The following is a 16358-nucleotide window of genomic DNA, read 5'->3' as shown; positions in this document are numbered from 1 at the left end:
AAGCAGATTGACGGGTATTACGGGGGAGATTTATGGTGGCTCCCCTGCCAGCCCGACCCCGGCACACGCATCACAATTACCGTTGCTACCTTCCGGTCCTGGCGGGGTTCATCGCTTAGCGTTGCGGGGGAACCGGCAGGGTTGCCATAACGGTTCCGCCTTGCAGCGGACGTACAGTATAGGCGAGCCTTGCGGGCTTGGGAACAACCACACGGGAAGAAATCCGCATGAACCGATTGTTTATTAGCCGCTTTTCCGCCCCTTTCGCCGAACTGAGCCTGATTCATGACGGAGCGGCGTTGTGGGAACTGCATTTTTCCCGTCGTGAAGCGAACGACTTCCGGGAGGAAGTCCCACTGCCCGCTTTTCTGATGAAGCCGCTGCAAGCCTACTTTGCCGGTGAAATCGACGCCCTGCGCTCCATTCCGCTGCATCTGGTGGGAACGGATTTCCAGAAACAGGTCTGGGAAGGCTTACGGACCATTCCCGGCGGTCAGGCCTGGTCATACGCCGAACTGGCAGCCGCCATCGGGAGTCCGAAAGCCTGCCGCGCGGTCGGCATGGCCAACGGCCACAATCCCTGCGCGCTGGTGGTCCCCTGTCACCGCGTCATCGCCGCCGACGGCACGCTGGGCGGTTTCTCCAGCGGCCTCGACAACAAGCGCTGGCTGCTGCGCCACGAGGGCGTCAACTGGCGCTGACGCGATTGGGGACAAACCGGCTCAAAGCAGCTTTTCAATATCCTTCGAGATCTTCTCCGGCTCGGTAGTCGGGGCATAACGCTCCACCACATTGCCATTGCGATCGACCAGGAATTTGGTGAAGTTCCACTTGATCGCCTCGGAACCCAGCAAACCGGGCGCGGACGACTTCAGGTGCTTGAACAGGGGATGCGCCGAATCGCCGTTCACATCGATCTTGGCGAACATCGGAAAAGTGACGCCGTAATTCAGTTCGCAGAACTGGCTGATTTCGTCATTCCCGGCGGGATCCTGATTGGCGAACTGATTGCAAGGAAAACCCAGCACCATCAGACCTTTGTCCTTATAGGTTTCATACAGCGCTTCCAGCCCCTTGAACTGCGGGGTCAGGCCGCACTTGCTGGCGGTATTCACCACCAGCACCACCTTGCCCTTGAACTCGGCCATCGGCTTTTCCTGGCCGGTGATGGTGGTGGCGGTGAAATCATAAATATTGCTCATGGTGTCGCTCCTCGGGGTAATGGGTTATCGGAATCAGGATGCCTCATCATCGCGGCGCAGGCGCAATGAGGCGGAGTTCACGCAATAGCGCAGCCCGGTCGGCGCCGGGCCATCGGGAAAGACATGCCCCAGATGGCAGCCGCAGCCTGCACAGACAATTTCTGTCCGGATCATGCCATGACTCTGGTCACGATGCTCATCAATCCGCCCGGCCTGGACCGGCTGGAAAAAGCTGGGCCAGCCCGACCCGGAATCATACTTCGACCAGGAAGCAAACAATTCCGCGCCGCAGCCCCGGCACAGATACATTCCGCGGTCATGGCAGTTCCAGTATTCACCGGTGAACGGCCGCTCGGTGCCCTTGCCCCGACAGATGCCGAACTCTTCGGGAGACAGCGCTTCGCGCCACTCCTGCTCACTTTTGATGACGTTACTCATCTCAGGCTCCGTAATGATTTTCAATTCGCAATCACAGCGCCAATCAATCCGCAAGACAACTGAACACGCGCTTGGAAATTGGATAGAATGGTCGTCTTTAGATGCCGCCCAACCGAGTTTGTTACCATGGAAATCAAGAAATCCTCAAAATTGTTGAACGTTTGTTATGACATTCGCGGCCCCGTGCTCAAGGCCGCCAATGCCATGGAAGAACTCGGCCATCGCATCATCAAACTCAACATCGGCAACCCCGCCCCTTTCGGCTTTGAAGCACCGCAGGAAATCCTGGCGGATGTGATCGCCAACCTGCCGAATGCCGTCGGCTATTGCGACTCCAAGGGACTCTTCGCCGCGCGCAAGGCAATTGTGCAGTATTACCAGCAGAAAGGCCTGTTCGGCGTGGAAGTCGGTGATGTCTATGTCGGCAACGGTGTTTCCGAACTGATCGTCATGGCGATGCAGGCACTGCTGAACAACGGCGATGAAATGCTGATCCCGGCTCCGGACTATCCGCTGTGGACCGCCGCCGTCACGCTGTCGGGCGGCACCCCGGTGCATTACCTGTGCGACGAAGGCAACAACTGGTATCCCGATCTGGCCGATATCGAAGCCAAGATCACGCCGAACACGCGCGGCATCGTCATCATCAACCCGAACAACCCCACCGGCGCGGTCTACCCGAAGCCGGTGCTGGAAGGGATTGTCGCCATTGCCCGCCGCCACAACTTGATCATCTTCGCCGACGAGATCTACGACAAGATCCTCTACGACGAAGCGCAACACACCTCCATCGCCACGCTGGCGGAGGATTTGCTGTGCATCACCTTCAACGGTCTGTCGAAGTCCTACCGCGTCGCAGGTTTCCGCTCCGGCTGGCTGATGGTCAGCGGCAACAAGAAGCGCGCCACCGACTATATCGAAGGTCTGGACATGCTGGCGTCGATGCGGCTTTGCGCCAATGTGCAGGCGCAGTTCGCCATCCAGACCGCGCTGGGCGGCTACCAGAGCATCAATGACCTGATCCGTCCCGGCGGTCGTTTGTATGAACAACGTGAACTGGCCTGGCGCATGCTCAACGATATCCCCGGCGTCAGTTGCACCAAGCCGGAAGGCGCGCTGTACCTGTTCCCGAGGCTTGACCCGGCGGTCTACCCCATCGAGGACGACCAGCAGTTCATACTTGACTTCCTGCAAGCCGAAAAAGTGCTGCTGGTTCAAGGCACCGGCTTCAACTGGCCCCATACCGACCACTTCCGTGTCGTTTTCCTGCCGCATACGGATGAACTGCGCGAGGCCATCAGCCGTCTCTCCCGCTTCCTGGCCACCCTCCGCACCAAGTCTGCCTGACCATTTTCAACCCTCCTGACCGGTTCCGGCAGGAGGGTTTTCTCCCGCTGATGATTACAAACCTACAATACTGTTGTGTTGTATTTCACACTTCGCATCCCTAAGTTAGCACCTGTGGAAAACCTACTTTTCCGGAGTTGACTGTCATGTTCCGCATCATGTTGTTCCTGCTTACCAACCTGGCCATTGTGGTCGTTGCAGGTATCGTCCTCAGTGTGCTCGGTGTCGGCGCCACCCATGGCCCCGGCAATACCCTGAATCTGATGAACCTGCTGGTGGTGTGCTTTGTCTTCGGCATGGTCGGCTCGCTCGTCTCGCTGTTCATGTCGAAATGGATGGCCAAGCGCACGACCGGCACCGAGTTGATCACCAATCCCCGCTCAGCGGAAGAACGCTGGCTGGTGGATACGGTCGCCGAACTGTCACAAAAGGCCGGCATCAAGATGCCCGAAGTCGGTATCTTCCCCAGCTATCAGTCGAATGCCTTTGCGACCGGCTGGAACAAGAACGCCGCGCTGGTGGCCGTCTCCAGCGGCCTGCTGGATCGCATGAACCGTGAAGAAGTGAAGGCCGTGCTTGGCCACGAAATCGGCCACGTCGCCAACGGCGACATGGTGACGCTGAGCCTGATCCAGGGCGTGGTGAATACCTTCGTCATGTTCTTCTCGCGCATCATCGGCAACTTCGTCGATCGCGTGGTGTTCAAGAACGAGAACGATGGCCCCGGTATCGCCTACTTTGTCACCAGCATCATTGCCGACATCCTGCTGGGCATCCTGGCGTCGATGATCGTGATGTGGTTCTCCCGTCGCCGCGAGTTCCGCGCGGATGAAGCGGGCGCCCGCCTGGCCGGCAAACAGTCGATGATCAACGCCCTGCTGCGCCTAAAGAGCGAGCACGACCTGACCGACACCATGCCCGCCGAAATGACCGCCCTGGCGATCACCGAAGGCAAAAAGGATGGTTTCAGTCTGGCCGCGCTGTTCAGTTCGCACCCCAGCATCGACGACCGCGTCGAGGCGCTGCAAAAACTGCAACTGGCCAACGATGTTTCTTCGCAGATGCCTGGCGACTCGCTTTGGAACAACATGCGCTGAGCATTACCCTTGAAATGAAGAAGGCGGCCAACTGGCCGCCTTCTTCATTTCAGCCCAGCCTGCACAGCTGCCGGGACTCATAGCCGGTTACAACCTCCGCCAACCCCTGCCATTCCCGGTCCAGGGATTCATCGCCGGTGTCCAGATGCAGTGGACGCCCTTGCAGGTTGCGGAGCTTGCCGGGCGTCGCCAGAATGATCAGCGCCGAGCGCCCGATCCGCCGCAGAATGGCGGGGGTTAATTGCTGGTTTCCCCGCCCCAACAGCATGCCTTGCCCGCCGGTAACCGTCAGCAATACCCGCACTGCATGCTTGTCGGCCAAGGCCGCAATCGCGGCGGCATCCAGATCGGCCGCCAGCAGTTGGCGATTGCACACGGCATCTATTCCCAACAGGGTATGATGCAATCCGAGCTGCTCCATAACCGCCGCCGCCGTCGTTCCCGGGCACAACAGGTACACGACATCCGGCTCCATGCCATCGACGATTCCCGCCGCAATTTCGGTCTGCACCAGCGCGTCACTGTCCGGTGATGAGCATTTGACTTGCTGCAGCAGGCGGATATCTTGCGGGCACCTCAGCTCACCGTAGAAGCGGGGACGAACCACCCCGTGCCTCACGGCCTCCTCATCCAGATCACGTATCTCCACGCGCTCAACCGCAACGCCTCGCCCTTCCGCCAGCTCCAGGATCAGTTCCGCCGCGCTTTGCGGGTTGATGGCGAAGACGCCGGAATGCATCTTGACTCCGGCCGGAACCCCCAGCACGGGAACACCGGGTCCGGCTTCGCAGATATTTCGCGCCGTCCCGTCGCCACCGGCGAAAACGAGCAGATCAATACCCGCGGCTTCCAAGCGATGGACAGCCTCGATGGTGTCTTGCGCCGTGCTGTTTACGGGGGGTGACCATACGCTCCGGGCAGGCAAACCTGCTCCGTTGAGCGCATCCAGCCCCATCAAACCGGAAACCGTCAGAAACCGGAATCTTGCCTGAGCGGGTTGCAAATGTTGCAGCATTACCTGCATCCGGCCATGCGCCCGCGAGTCATCCGCCGTGAGCCCGGATGGTGACAGATCATCGCTGCCCTTGTGACCCAAAGGTCCGCCCAAACCGGCCAAGGGATTGACCAGCACTCCGATCCGCAAGGATGGCAAGCAAGAATTATTCTCAGGTTTCATAGATGGTTACAGATTGAGTCGTGTTTTAGCTTACACAAGGCCGGGTGTTTCTTATACTGAACTCATAGAAACAGCCCAATATGCCTTCAGCAGGCAAGTGAGGAACTCCATGCAAGCCCTTCAAACCTCGGTACTTACTGACAACGTGTTCGACATGAGCGCGGTGCATGCCGCTGCCTTGGTTGACGAAAACGGCCGCGAGATTCCCATCACCGAAGAAATGATCCTGTCGGCCTGCGATGAACTGATGAAACTCTGGCACTTCCCCTGCGCCGCCTGATTCAGTCATGCTTCCATTATACTGTTGTTGAGTTCTCCAGACCCCGCTTTCGCGGGGTTTTGTTTTTCAGGATGAAACAAAGCCACCCACCCTGACTGTGTCCGGCCCGGAGAAATGATACACTTGTGCATTATATCCTCACTGGAGCTTGTCGATGCTCGCCAAAATCATGGCCCGCGGCTATATGCGCCTTACCGGCTGGACCTTCAAGAACAACATGCCGCCGGAAATCCGCCAGTGCGTGCTGATTGCCGCTCCTCATACCAGCAACTGGGATGCGTTGTATACCAAACTCGGCTTCATGGTCATGGGAATCCCCGCCAAGCTGACCATCAAGGACAGCTACATGCGCTTTCCTTACGGCCCGGTCATCCGCGCCATGGGCGGGGTCGGCATCAACCGTCGCGTGCGCAAGGAAGGCGAGCACCGTCCCAGCATGGTGCAATCCATGGCCGACCTGTTCAAGGAGCATGAGGAACTGATCATGCTGGTCACGCCGGAAGGCACGCGCTCGCTGCGCACTGAATGGAAGACGGGTTTCTATCATGTCGCCAAGACCGCCGGCGTTCCTATCGCTCTCGCTTACGTCGATTACCCGAAAAAGGAAATCGGTATTGACCGCATCATCTATCCTTCCGATGATATGGCCGCCGACATGAAGGCCATCATGCACTTTTATCACCAGATTCGCGGGAAATACCCCGAGAATTTCAGTGTCGATGTGAAATACCTGGATCACTGACGCCTAATTCCCCGGAGATTGCTGTGTCCGACTCTTCTGCTCCGACCGTGCGCCGCACCCAGGCCGAACGCTCTGCGGCAACCATCGACGGGCTGTTGTCCGCCGCCGTTGAAAGCCTGATGGAAGTTGGCTATGCGCGGACCAGCACACAGGATATCTGCAAACGCGCCGGGGTTTCCCAAGGGGCGCTGTTCCGGCACTTCCCGTCCCGCCTAGCCTTCATGATTGCCGTGGCGGAGCACGTCAGCAAACAGTTGGTGCTGCAATTCTCCACGCGTTTCCGGCTCATCGAACAGCAGCAACCCACGGACATTATCGGACTGGCCATGAACCTGGCGCGGGAAAATACCCGGTCACCGCACCAGCAGGCCTGGATTGAGCTGTTGATTGCGGCGCGCACGGACAATGACCTTCGTCTTGCCATACAACCGATACGGGAAAATTATCGGCGCGAGATCCGTCTGGAGGCGCGCGACCTGATGCCGACGCTCATCAATGTGATTCCGGATTTTGATACCGCTGTTGAAGTTGTCACCATGTTCTATCAAGGCGAAGCCATCTATCAGGGCCTGGATCCTCACGAAAGCGGTGATGACCGCCGCTCGGCATGGATAGCCAACCTGCTGCGGGGAATGTCCGGGGCCTGACCCCGCCGTCACATCAAACGTTTTGTTTGCGCACCGGTTTTTGAGTAAGATGAATGCCCGTACTTCAGGCATTTAAGGACCGGACGTGACTATCAATTTCAATGGAACCGTCGCCATCGTCGGTCTCGGATACGTAGGCCTCCCCCTCGCGCTCGCCTTCGGGCGCAAAGTGCCCACGATCGGATTCGACATTCATCCGGGCAAGATCCGCGCCTACCTGGATGCACACGACCCTTCGGGTGAAGTCACCCCGGACGAATTCCGCAGCGCCACGCAGATTACCTACACCACCAGCGCCAACCGCCTCGCGGAAGCCGACTACATTATTGTCGCCGTGCCGACGCCGATCGACAACGCCAAACAGCCGGATCTGACTCCGGTCGTCAGCGCGACACGCGCCATCGGCCCGCATCTCAAAAAAGGCGCCATCGTCATCTATGAATCGACCGTCTATCCCGGCGTGACTGAAGACATTTGCGGTCCCATTCTGGAGGAAACCTCCGGGCTGGTTCGCGGCGTGGATTTCTGGCTGGGCTATTCGCCGGAACGGATCAATCCCGGCGACAAGATTCACCGCCTCGACAACATTACCAAAATTGTTTCGGGCGAAAATCCGGACATTCTGGAAAAAGTATCCACACTGTATCGGCTGGTCGTCGATGTCGGCGTCTATCAGGCTTCCAGCATCAAGGTGGCCGAAGCCGCCAAGGTCGTTGAAAACACCCAGCGCGACGTCAACATCGCCCTGATCAATGAATTGGCCGTGATCTTCAACCTGATGGAAATTGACACGCTGGAGGTCCTGGAAGCCGCCGGCACCAAATGGAACTTCCTGCCATTCCGGCCGGGTCTGGTCGGCGGCCATTGCATCGGCGTCGACCCGTACTACCTGACCCACAAGGTACAGACTCTCGGCTACAAACCGGAGGTGATCCTCGCCAGCCGCACCATCAACGACCGCATGGGCTCCTATATCGCCCAGCAGGCCATCAAGCAGATGATACTGGCCGACCGCATGTCGCGGGGAGCCACCGTGCTGATCATGGGGCTGACTTTCAAGGAAAACTGCTCGGACATCCGCAATACCCGAGTTACCGACATTATTCAGGAGTTGAAGGATTACGGCCTGAACGTAGCCGTTTGGGATCCGGTGGCCAATGCCGAGGAAACCGTCCATGAATACGGCCTGACGCTGACGACGCCGGAACAGGTGCCGCAGATTGATGCCGTCATTGCCGCCGTCGGTCACGACTGCTTCCGGAATATGGATTTGTCGGTTTTCCGACCTGATCCGGCCCGTCCCCTGCCCTTCCTGGACGTCAAGTCGCGCTATGACGCCGCCCGGCTGACCGCTCTGGGCTTCAGGGTCTGGCGTCTGTAACCACACATCCGGCCGGACATCGCCCCTTGTCCGGCCGCGCCCCTCGTTGTTCACCATCCGCGCGTCAGGCGCGACGGCTCAACCACCGCCACAGCCCCGCCTTCAGATCATCCAGATAGGTATAGACCACCGGCACCACAATCAGCGTCAGCAGCGTGGACGTGAGAATGCCGCCGATGATGGCATGCGCCATCGGCGCGCGTTGCTCGCCGCCATCCCCCAGGCCCAGCGCCAGCGGCACCATGCCCATCACCATCGCCATGGTTGTCATGAGGATGGGGCGCAGGCGGGTTCGTCCGGCCTGAAGGATCGCTTCGCTGCGCTCCATTCCTTCCCCCACCCGCACCTTGATGAAATCAATCAGCAGGATGGCGTTTTTGGTCACCAGGCCCATCAGCATGATGATGCCGATGATGGAAAAAATGTTCAGCGTACTGCGGAAGACAAAGAGCGCCAGGAACACTCCGATCAGCGATAAGGGCAGTGACGTCATGATCGCCACCGGAAACAGAAAGCTGTTGAACTGCGAACCCAGCACCATGTAGATGAAAATCACCGCCAGCAGCAACGCCGTGGCAGCGTAGCCGATCGACTCCTGCATGTCCTTGTTCTGGCCTTCGGTTTCGAAGTGATAGCCCGGCGGCAGCTTGATGCGCTCCTGCACCTTGCGGATATCAGCGCCGATATCGCCCGCCGGACGCCCGGCGACATTCGCCTCGATCAGCACTTCACGAAACAGGTTCCGGCGGGCAATTTTGGCGGCGCCTTCAGTACGATCCAAGGACGCCACCTGCCCCAGGGGGATCAGTTCGGGCAACCCGGATGCGTCGGTGCGGTTGCTGGCAAAATGCAGATTGGCCAGATCGGCCACCGTCTCGCGATCAGCGTCCGGCAATCGCACCCGGACGGCGTAATTTTCGCCTTGGGCGTCCTGCCAGGTTGTCACCTCATCACCTGCCAGCAGCGGCCGCAATGCCCGGCCGATGGCTGCAATACTCAACCCGGCGTCGCTAGCGGCGTCCCGATCCAGATTGACTGCAATACCCGGCTTGCTGGCCTTGAGCGAGGTTTCAATATCCACCACACCGGGAATACGGCGGATTTCGGCGACCAGCGTATCCGAGATGCGTTGCAGCTGCCGGAGGTCGGCGCCCTGGACGCTGACCATGATCGGTTTCAACCCGCCGGATACGGATTCCTTCGAAGCGGCCACCGAGGTTACCGTGATGCCCGCCACATGGGACAAGCGCTCACGGAATAGCGCGGTCAGCTGCTTCTGGTTCAGCCGGCGCGCCTGCTTCGGTTTCAAGGCAATGCGGATGCTGGCGCGATTCCTGCCCTGTCCGGCACTGTTGACGGTGGCATACGTACTGACCACTTCGGGATAGGAGCGGATCAATTTCTCCACCTGCCCGGTCTTCGCCACCGTGTATTCCAGCGAAGCGTCTACCGCGGTCTCGAACTTGACGCCGATTTCCCCCAAATCCGGTTCAGGCACGAATTCCTTGCCGATCAACCCGGCCAGCATGAACGCCCCGACCAACGACGCCAGCGCCAGCCCCAGCGTCGTCAGCCGATGCGACAATGACCAGCCGAGAATGCGCGCGTACACATCGCTGACCCGGTCGAGCCATTCGCCAAAAATGTCCAGCGCGCCGCCAAAACCGGATCGACGACCGGTCGGGCGATGGCGGTCAGACCAGACCGAGGACAGCATGGGATCCAGGGTGAAACTGACAAACATCGACAGCAAGACCGCCGCGCTGACCGTCACCCCAAATTGATAGAAAAAGCGGCCGATAATGCCGCCCATGAACGCCACCGGCACGAAGACAGCCACGATTGACAGCGTGGTGGCCAGCACCGCCAACCCGATTTCCGCCGTGCCTTCCAGCGCGGCCTGACGATGGCTTTTGCCCATCGCGGCGTGGCGGACAATGTTTTCCCGCACCACAATAGCGTCATCCACCAGCAGGCCGATGCATAACGACAAGGCCATCAGCGTCATCAGGTTGATGGTGAAGCCGAAAAAGTAGATCGCGAAAATGGTGCCCAGCAGGGAAATCGGCAGGGTCAGGCCGGTAATGACCGTACTGCGCCAGGAGCCCAGGAACAGCAAAACGATTAACACCGCCAGCACCGCCCCTTCCAGCAGCGTCTTCTGCACATCCGCCAGCGAGGCGCGGATGGATTTGGAACTGTCGGCAACCTGGGTCATCGTGACACCGGCAGGAAGTTCACCCCGGATTTCATCCAGCACCCGATGCACCTTGTCGACCACCTCAATGGTGTTCGCGCCGGAGCTTTTGATGACGTCCACCGAAACGGCCGGACGACCGTTGATCAAGGCGGCGGACTCGGCGTCGGCCTCACCGTCCGCCACCTCCGCGACCTGTTCCAGATAAACCGGCGCGCCTTGGCGACGCGCCACGATCAGGCGTCGAAAATCATCCGGCCGGACCATGCGTCCCTTGATTTGCACCACCTGCTCCACATTGCCCTGCCGCAGGGTTCCGGCGGGCAACTCCGCGTTCTCCCGCTGCAGCACCTGCATGACTTCATCCACGCCGACCCGATAGGCTTGCAAGGCTTGCGGCTTGATATAGATCCGCACTTCGCGGCGGACGCTGCCCAGCACGTCCACCTTGCCGACACCGGCCACCGTCTGCAGCCGCTTGCTCAACTTCTGCTCGATGTAGGTACTCAGTTCGCGCATCGGCAGGCTGGTCGAGGTAAACGCCAGCGATACCACCGGAATGGCGCCGGGGTTGTATTTCTCGATACGCGGTTCCTCGATGCCATCGCGCAGCTGCGGTTTCAGCACCGCGATCTTGTCACGCACATCCTGCACCGCCGTTGACAACGGCACGCTGAGGTAAAACTCGATGGCGACGAAACAACGCCCCTCATACGAGGTGGACATGACCTTCTTCACCCCGGAAATGGTATTGACGCTGTCCTCGATCTTGCGGGTCAGGTCGGACTCAACCACTTCTGGCGAAGCGCCGGGATAATCGACGGTGACGATAACGAAGGGAAATTCGACATTCGGGAATTCCTCGACACCGACATCGCGATAGGCGAACAGCCCCACCACCATCAATGCCAGCATCATCATTGCCGCGAAGACAGGATTGTTGACACTGATCCGGGTCAGCCACATGCGCCCTACTCCGCCATTTTGACCGGCAGGCCGGCGGCGCCGTCCGCCAGCCGGGTCGTCACCACCAGATCACCGGGCTTGATACCGCTAACCAGCATCTGGCCGCTCCGGTCATCACGCACCAATACCCGAACCGGAACCAGGTCGAGCCTCTTGTCATGCACAACAGGTACGGTGCCGTCACTGCGCAAGGCGGCCAAGGGCAGAAGAACTCCGCTGACCGCCTCACCCAGGGCCAGTTTGCCTTCCGCAAACAAGCCGGCCTTAAGCGCCCGGCCCGGATTCGGCACCAGTACATACACCGTCAGGGCGCGGCTGCCGCTCTCCGCAACCGGGTTGATACGGCTGACCGTGCCCTGAAACTGCGTTTCGTAACCCGACACCCGGAATTGCACGGACTGTCCGGTGCGCACACGGGCAATCTCGCCGGCGGGGACAGTAATCTCCAGCTCCAACCGGCCCAGATCCACGATATCGAACAGCGGCGTGTTGAGGCTGACCGTCTGCCCCGGCTCCACCTGGCGGCGGGCGAGGACACCGGATATCGGAGCCGTGATCCGGGCATCCTCCAACGATTTGCGCGCCAAACTGAGTAGCGCTTCCTGAGCCTTCACCATCTCGGCGGCGGCGCGCGCCTCGGCCGCCCCGCGAGTCAGTTCCAGATCCGAGACAAACTGCTCCTTGCGCAAGGCCTCTTGACGATCGCGCACCGCATCCGCCAACACCGCCTGCGCCCTGGCGGATGCCAATGCCGCCTCCGCCTGCCTAACCCGCGCCTCCAACTCACGCACGGACAACAACGCCAGCAACTGTCCGGCCCGGATGTCATCCCCCTCCCGCACCAGCACCCGCTCGACCCGGGCAGCCACCTCGGCCTGCACGGTGGTTCGCTCCAACGCCCGCAACTGGCCCGTCACAACCACCGACGGCTGCAAAGCGCCGGTTTCCGCACGCACCACGTCGGCGGCGGCCAGCTCCAGCACCGCCTTGGACGCCGGCGGCGGCTTGGCGGTTTCCGGCGGACTGCAGGCCGCCAACAACACGGCCAGGCCTGCCCAAAGCAAATGCGCACGGAAATGGATAAGGGAAGGCATGAATTACTCCTGCGGACCGGAGGGAGCGATGCCGCGCCAGATGACCGGAATCAGTTGCCGGGCCATCTGCCCGACATCCAGCCCGGGATTGGCCATCGCGGCAAACATAACGCCGTCAAAAATGGCGCACCACAACACCGCCAACGTCTCGGCGGGAATATCGGACCGGGTCAGTCCGCCCGACTGCATCACCCGGACAAAGCCGGCGGACATATCCCACAAATGGCTATACATGGACTGCAGGCGGGCGGCAATTTCAGGATCCTGCGCCTGACTGACCACCTCCATGTACAGGCGCGGCCAGTCGCGGTCGGAGGCGCACCGCTTCCAGGCCGCGCCGAACAGCTCCGCCACCGCCTCCTGGGGGTCGCCATCACCGGATCGGGTGATGGCCTGGCGGATTTCATCCGGCACGGGTGACGTGTCCCGATGCAGCCGGGCATCGACCAACGCAAAGAAAAGATCATGCTTGTTGCGGAAATGCCAGTAGATGGCCCCCTTGGTCAGCCCGGCGGCGGCAGCGATTTCATCCAGCGAAGTCTTCTGCCAGCCTTTCTGCACAAAGACCTGCATCGCCGCCTGCAAGATGCGCTCCCGGGTTTCGTTGGGTTGCTCCCAGGCCAGCAGGGCAGGATAATTTTCCGGCGATCCCAACGTGCGGTTGACGATATCGACATCAACACCGGCGCACTGCGCCAGATGTTCGGGGGTGATGTCGGCAAGCGGGTGTGACAGGGCCAGTTGACGCAGGCTATGGACAAGCTTTTCACGCATGGCGGACATACTCAAAGGTATGTCCATACCCTAGGGTATGGCTGCCGAAAAGTCCAGCAACCCGGCACGAACGTCCTAGCGCCCTTCCCAGCAGTGCCCCAGCACCGAGGACAAGACCCGCAACTGGATCGGCTTGGCAATGTAATCATCCATGCCGCCTTCCAGGCATCGTTGCTGGTATTCGGGCAAGGCGTGCGCGGTCAACGCCACGATCGGCACCGGCGTCAACATCCGTTCCGCCTCGAAATGACGGATGCGGCGCGTGGCCACGAACCCGTCCATGACTGGCATTTCGCAATCCATCAGGATCAGGTCGATGTCAGCATGGTGCTGGTAGACATATTCAGCCGCCTGTTCGCCATCCAGCGCCTGAACCACATGCACGCCCAGCTTCTTCAATAAGGCGGTGATCACGGTCAGGTTGACCTCGTTGTCGTCGGCGACCAGCACATGCTTGCCCGCAAACTGGCTGGCGGCGGCCTGCAGTAACGCCGGAGCGGACTCGGCCTCGACGGACTGCCGCAGTTCAAAAACCTCATGCAGCAGGTCACTGAGGCCGCGGCCGGATACCGGTTTCTGCTGGTAGAACCGCACGCCGGCGGCCTCCAGCTCCCCTGCCGATGGCGCGGGCTGCATCGCCGTCAGCAGAATGCGCGGAATATTGCGGAAGCGTTCATCGGCCTCCATGGCGGAGGCGCACTCCAGACCGCTCATGCCCGGCATGCGCATGTCCAGGGTCACCACATCGGGAGGATTGCCTTCACGCAAGGCGGTTTCCAGACAGGCCAGCGCCTGCTCGCCGGAGAAGGCTTCCGTCACCTTCATGCCCCATTGCCGCGCATGCATGGCAATGACCTGGGTGAAGGCGGGAGAGTCATCCACCACCAGCAAATGCTTGCCGTTGAAAACCTGTTGGCTACGGCGCAGATGATGGTAAAGCACCGGATCGGCCGGCGTGTAGCGCACGCGGAACCAGAACAGCGATCCTTCCCCCGGCGAGCTCTCCACTCCGATGCCGCCGCCCAGCAGGCCGCTCAGCTTCTTGCTGATTGCCAGGCCCAGCCCGGTGCCGCCAAAACGGCGGGTCATTGACGAATCCGCCTGCGCGAAGGACTCGAACAGCCTTTCTTTCTGATCCGGCTGCACCCCGATGCCGGTATCGCTGATGGCGAAGCGGATATAACTGTGCTCGTCTTCGCGCTCCAGGGAAACACGCAGCGTCACCCGTCCGCGCTCGGTAAATTTGAAGGCGTTCCCGAGCAGGTTGAGCAAGATCTGGCGGATGCGCGTGGGGTCACTTTGGATGAAAACCGGCACATCGGCGTCGTTGAACGCCAGCAATTCGATATGCTTTTTCTCGGCGGTAAAGGCAAAGACCGAGGCGCACTCCATGCACAATTGCTCCAGATCGAAGTCCATGTTTTCGATCTGCATCTTGCCGGCGGTGATCTTGGAATAATCCAGAATGTCGTTGATGACCGAAAGCAGCGTCTGTCCCGACTGGGAAATGACCTCGGTATAGGTGCGCTGGTGCGGTTGCAGGTCCGATCCCTGCAACAGCTCGATCATGCCGAGGATCCCGTTCAGGGGCGTACGGATTTCATGACTCATCGTCGCCAGAAACTGGCTCTTGGCGCGGCTTTCCGCTTCCGCTGCCACGACTTTCTGTTGGGCCTGCAACTCCTGGAAGTGCGAACGTTGCAGCTCTTCGCGCAGGGTGCGTTCCTGCCGGATCAGGTGTTCTTGCGCCAGTATCTTGGCGCGGCGCTCCAGGCTGATGCGGTCGCCCAGGGCAAACGAGAACAGCGCCGCCTCCAGCACGCTGCCGATCTGGATGGCGTATTCGGTAAAGAAATTGACCGGCAGGAAGCCTTGCTTGTTCAGTGACAGGATGGCGATCGTGGGCATTAGGAAGAACCAGGCGATCGCGTAATAGCGGGCATGATGCAAGCCCCGATACCACAGGTAAAAGCCCGCCCAGATAGCGTAAACCGCCAGCATGCCGCAGGTGATTACCGCCGCGCGCACAGCCACTTCATATGAGCCGATGATCGACAGCGTCATCACGGCAAAGCCTGTTGCCGCGGTCAGCCGGAAAACACCCATGACGCGGGGATGGCTTTCGGCGGCATCGAGAAAACGCAGCGAGAACATGGCGCCCGTGAACAGGCAGCCCGACATGGTCAGCGGAATGATGAAGCCGTTGATGCCCGGCAGGCCCGGCCACAAGAACTGGAAACCGAAGCCGGAAAGGCTGACCTGAAAGACCAGGATGGTGAATACGAAGGCGCTGTACCACGCGTAACTGCGATCGCGCAGCATGGTGAAAATGAACAGGTTATAGATCGACATGATCAGCAGGATGCCGAAATAGATCCCCTCCACCAGCAAATTCTTTTGTTCCCGATCATAGAAATGCTGCCGGTCGTAATAAGTCAGCGGCAACTGCAACGAGCCTTCGGTTTCCACCCGTATCAGAAAAATCCGGGACTCCCCGGCCGCCAGCCGCACCGGCGAGAGGAAATAGCGGTTGGGCAGCGCGGTCACGACATCCTGCTGCATGTCGCCGAAACGGTACGCCGCCAGCATCCGGCCGTCAGCCGCCGTCTCGTACACCCGGACATGATCCAGCGCCGGATAGAGAATGGCCAGAATGCCATCCGTCGCGTCGCGGCTGTGAACATCTATCCGGAACCAGTAAGCCTGGGTAGTGAAGCCGAAATTGGGAGTGCCGCGATCCGGCGTCCATTGCGACGGCGCCAGTTGCATTACGTCCGAGGGTTGCCAGGGGCCATGCTCGCGCACATAGGCGATATGGCCGGATACCGGCATTTTCCCGGTTGAGGAAGAAAGCTGCAGCGGAGGAGCGAACGAGGCAAACACAACCTCTGCGGACAGGGCCCACAGGAGCAGCAGCAAGCGGATAATCGTTATTGTGGCCGCTTCGGACATGTTCGGTTCAGGGATGCATAGAATGTGATCTAGTCATCATACGCCTGATGACATGTATATTCTT

At 60.0% G+C, this 16358-nt stretch carries 14 protein-coding genes and 1 other RNA gene; 7 read left to right on the top strand and 8 right to left on the bottom strand.

What is annotated here, in order from left to right; all coding sequences use genetic code 11:
* Positions 1 to 42 precede the first annotated feature (42 nt).
* Positions 43 to 138: signal recognition particle sRNA small type (gene ffs / locus EV700_RS06490), an RNA gene on the bottom strand.
* An 89-nt stretch (positions 139 to 227) separates the two neighbouring features.
* Between ffs and EV700_RS06485 the strand changes: the two genes are divergently transcribed.
* The gene (locus tag EV700_RS06485) at positions 228 to 701 is read left to right on the top strand and encodes a methylated-DNA--[protein]-cysteine S-methyltransferase (RefSeq protein ID WP_130411964.1); all 474 of its coding nucleotides are present in this window, start codon (positions 228 to 230) and stop codon (positions 699 to 701) included.
* Between the two features lie 21 nt (positions 702 to 722).
* On the opposite strand, the gene EV700_RS06480 is transcribed toward EV700_RS06485, so the two are convergent.
* Both EV700_RS06480 and msrB read right to left on the bottom strand, forming a co-directional pair.
* The gene (locus EV700_RS06480) at positions 723 to 1202 is read right to left on the bottom strand and encodes a glutathione peroxidase (RefSeq protein WP_130411962.1); all 480 of its coding nucleotides are present in this window, start codon (positions 1200 to 1202) and stop codon (positions 723 to 725) included.
* Between the two features lie 33 nt (positions 1203 to 1235).
* Positions 1236 to 1640 carry a peptide-methionine (R)-S-oxide reductase MsrB gene (gene msrB, locus EV700_RS06475; RefSeq protein ID WP_130411960.1) on the bottom strand — a complete coding sequence of 135 codons (405 nt, stop codon included), beginning with the start codon at positions 1638 to 1640 and terminating at the stop codon, positions 1236 to 1238.
* A gap of 87 nt (positions 1641 to 1727) precedes the next feature.
* On the opposite strand from msrB, the gene EV700_RS06470 reads away from it, so the two are divergent.
* On the top strand, positions 1728 to 2987 hold the full coding sequence (locus tag EV700_RS06470) for a pyridoxal phosphate-dependent aminotransferase (RefSeq protein WP_130411958.1): 1260 nt from the start codon (positions 1728 to 1730) through the stop codon (positions 2985 to 2987).
* Between the two features lie 146 nt (positions 2988 to 3133).
* Positions 3134 to 4084, top strand: coding sequence for a protease HtpX (gene htpX / locus EV700_RS06465; RefSeq protein ID WP_130411957.1), 951 nt, complete (start codon positions 3134 to 3136; stop codon positions 4082 to 4084).
* Positions 4085 to 4133: 49 nt separating this feature from the next.
* Here htpX and EV700_RS06460 read toward each other — a convergent pair whose 3' ends face one another.
* Entirely contained in the window at positions 4134 to 5099 is a 966-nt protein-coding gene (locus EV700_RS06460) for an ATP-NAD kinase family protein (RefSeq protein WP_242610199.1), read from the bottom strand.
* Between the two features lie 271 nt (positions 5100 to 5370).
* Here EV700_RS06460 and EV700_RS16805 point away from each other — a divergent pair, with 271 nt between their 5' ends.
* The 4 genes from EV700_RS16805 to EV700_RS06445 all read left to right on the top strand — a co-directional run bounded on the left by EV700_RS16805 (position 5371) and on the right by EV700_RS06445 (position 8311).
* Entirely contained in the window at positions 5371 to 5541 is a 171-nt protein-coding gene (locus EV700_RS16805; RefSeq protein WP_165391343.1) for a PA1571 family protein, read from the top strand.
* Positions 5542 to 5695: 154 nt separating this feature from the next.
* Positions 5696 to 6283, top strand: coding sequence for a 1-acyl-sn-glycerol-3-phosphate acyltransferase (locus EV700_RS06455; RefSeq protein WP_130411953.1), 588 nt, complete (start codon positions 5696 to 5698; stop codon positions 6281 to 6283).
* 23 nt (positions 6284 to 6306) lie between these two features.
* Positions 6307 to 6930 (top strand): TetR/AcrR family transcriptional regulator, encoded by a 624-nt coding sequence (locus EV700_RS06450; RefSeq protein ID WP_130411951.1) that lies wholly within the window; start codon positions 6307 to 6309, stop codon positions 6928 to 6930.
* 91 nt (positions 6931 to 7021) lie between these two features.
* Positions 7022 to 8311: a nucleotide sugar dehydrogenase gene (locus tag EV700_RS06445; RefSeq protein WP_207224610.1), complete on the top strand. Its 1290-nt coding sequence runs from the start codon at positions 7022 to 7024 to the stop codon at positions 8309 to 8311.
* Between the two features lie 64 nt (positions 8312 to 8375).
* On the opposite strand, the gene EV700_RS06440 is transcribed toward EV700_RS06445, so the two are convergent.
* The 4 genes from EV700_RS06440 to EV700_RS06425 form a co-directional block, all read right to left on the bottom strand.
* Positions 8376 to 11474 (bottom strand): efflux RND transporter permease subunit, encoded by a 3099-nt coding sequence (locus EV700_RS06440; protein WP_130411947.1) that lies wholly within the window; start codon positions 11472 to 11474, stop codon positions 8376 to 8378.
* 5 nt (positions 11475 to 11479) lie between these two features.
* Positions 11480 to 12568, bottom strand: coding sequence for an efflux RND transporter periplasmic adaptor subunit (locus EV700_RS06435; RefSeq protein ID WP_130411945.1), 1089 nt, complete (start codon positions 12566 to 12568; stop codon positions 11480 to 11482).
* Between the two features lie 3 nt (positions 12569 to 12571).
* Positions 12572 to 13342 carry a TetR/AcrR family transcriptional regulator gene (locus EV700_RS17200; protein WP_278044898.1) on the bottom strand — a complete coding sequence of 257 codons (771 nt, stop codon included), beginning with the start codon at positions 13340 to 13342 and terminating at the stop codon, positions 12572 to 12574.
* Between the two features lie 75 nt (positions 13343 to 13417).
* Complete coding sequence (locus EV700_RS06425; protein ID WP_130411943.1) at positions 13418 to 16294, bottom strand: hybrid sensor histidine kinase/response regulator; 2877 nt, start codon at positions 16292 to 16294, stop codon at positions 13418 to 13420.
* Between the last annotated feature and the right edge of the window lie 64 nt (positions 16295 to 16358).

The organism is Fluviicoccus keumensis (assembly GCF_004217445.1).
Lineage (GTDB): Bacteria > Pseudomonadota > Gammaproteobacteria > Pseudomonadales > Moraxellaceae > Fluviicoccus > Fluviicoccus keumensis.
Note: the sequence above shows the minus strand (reverse complement) of the source record. Positions and strands in the feature narration are given on the sequence as shown.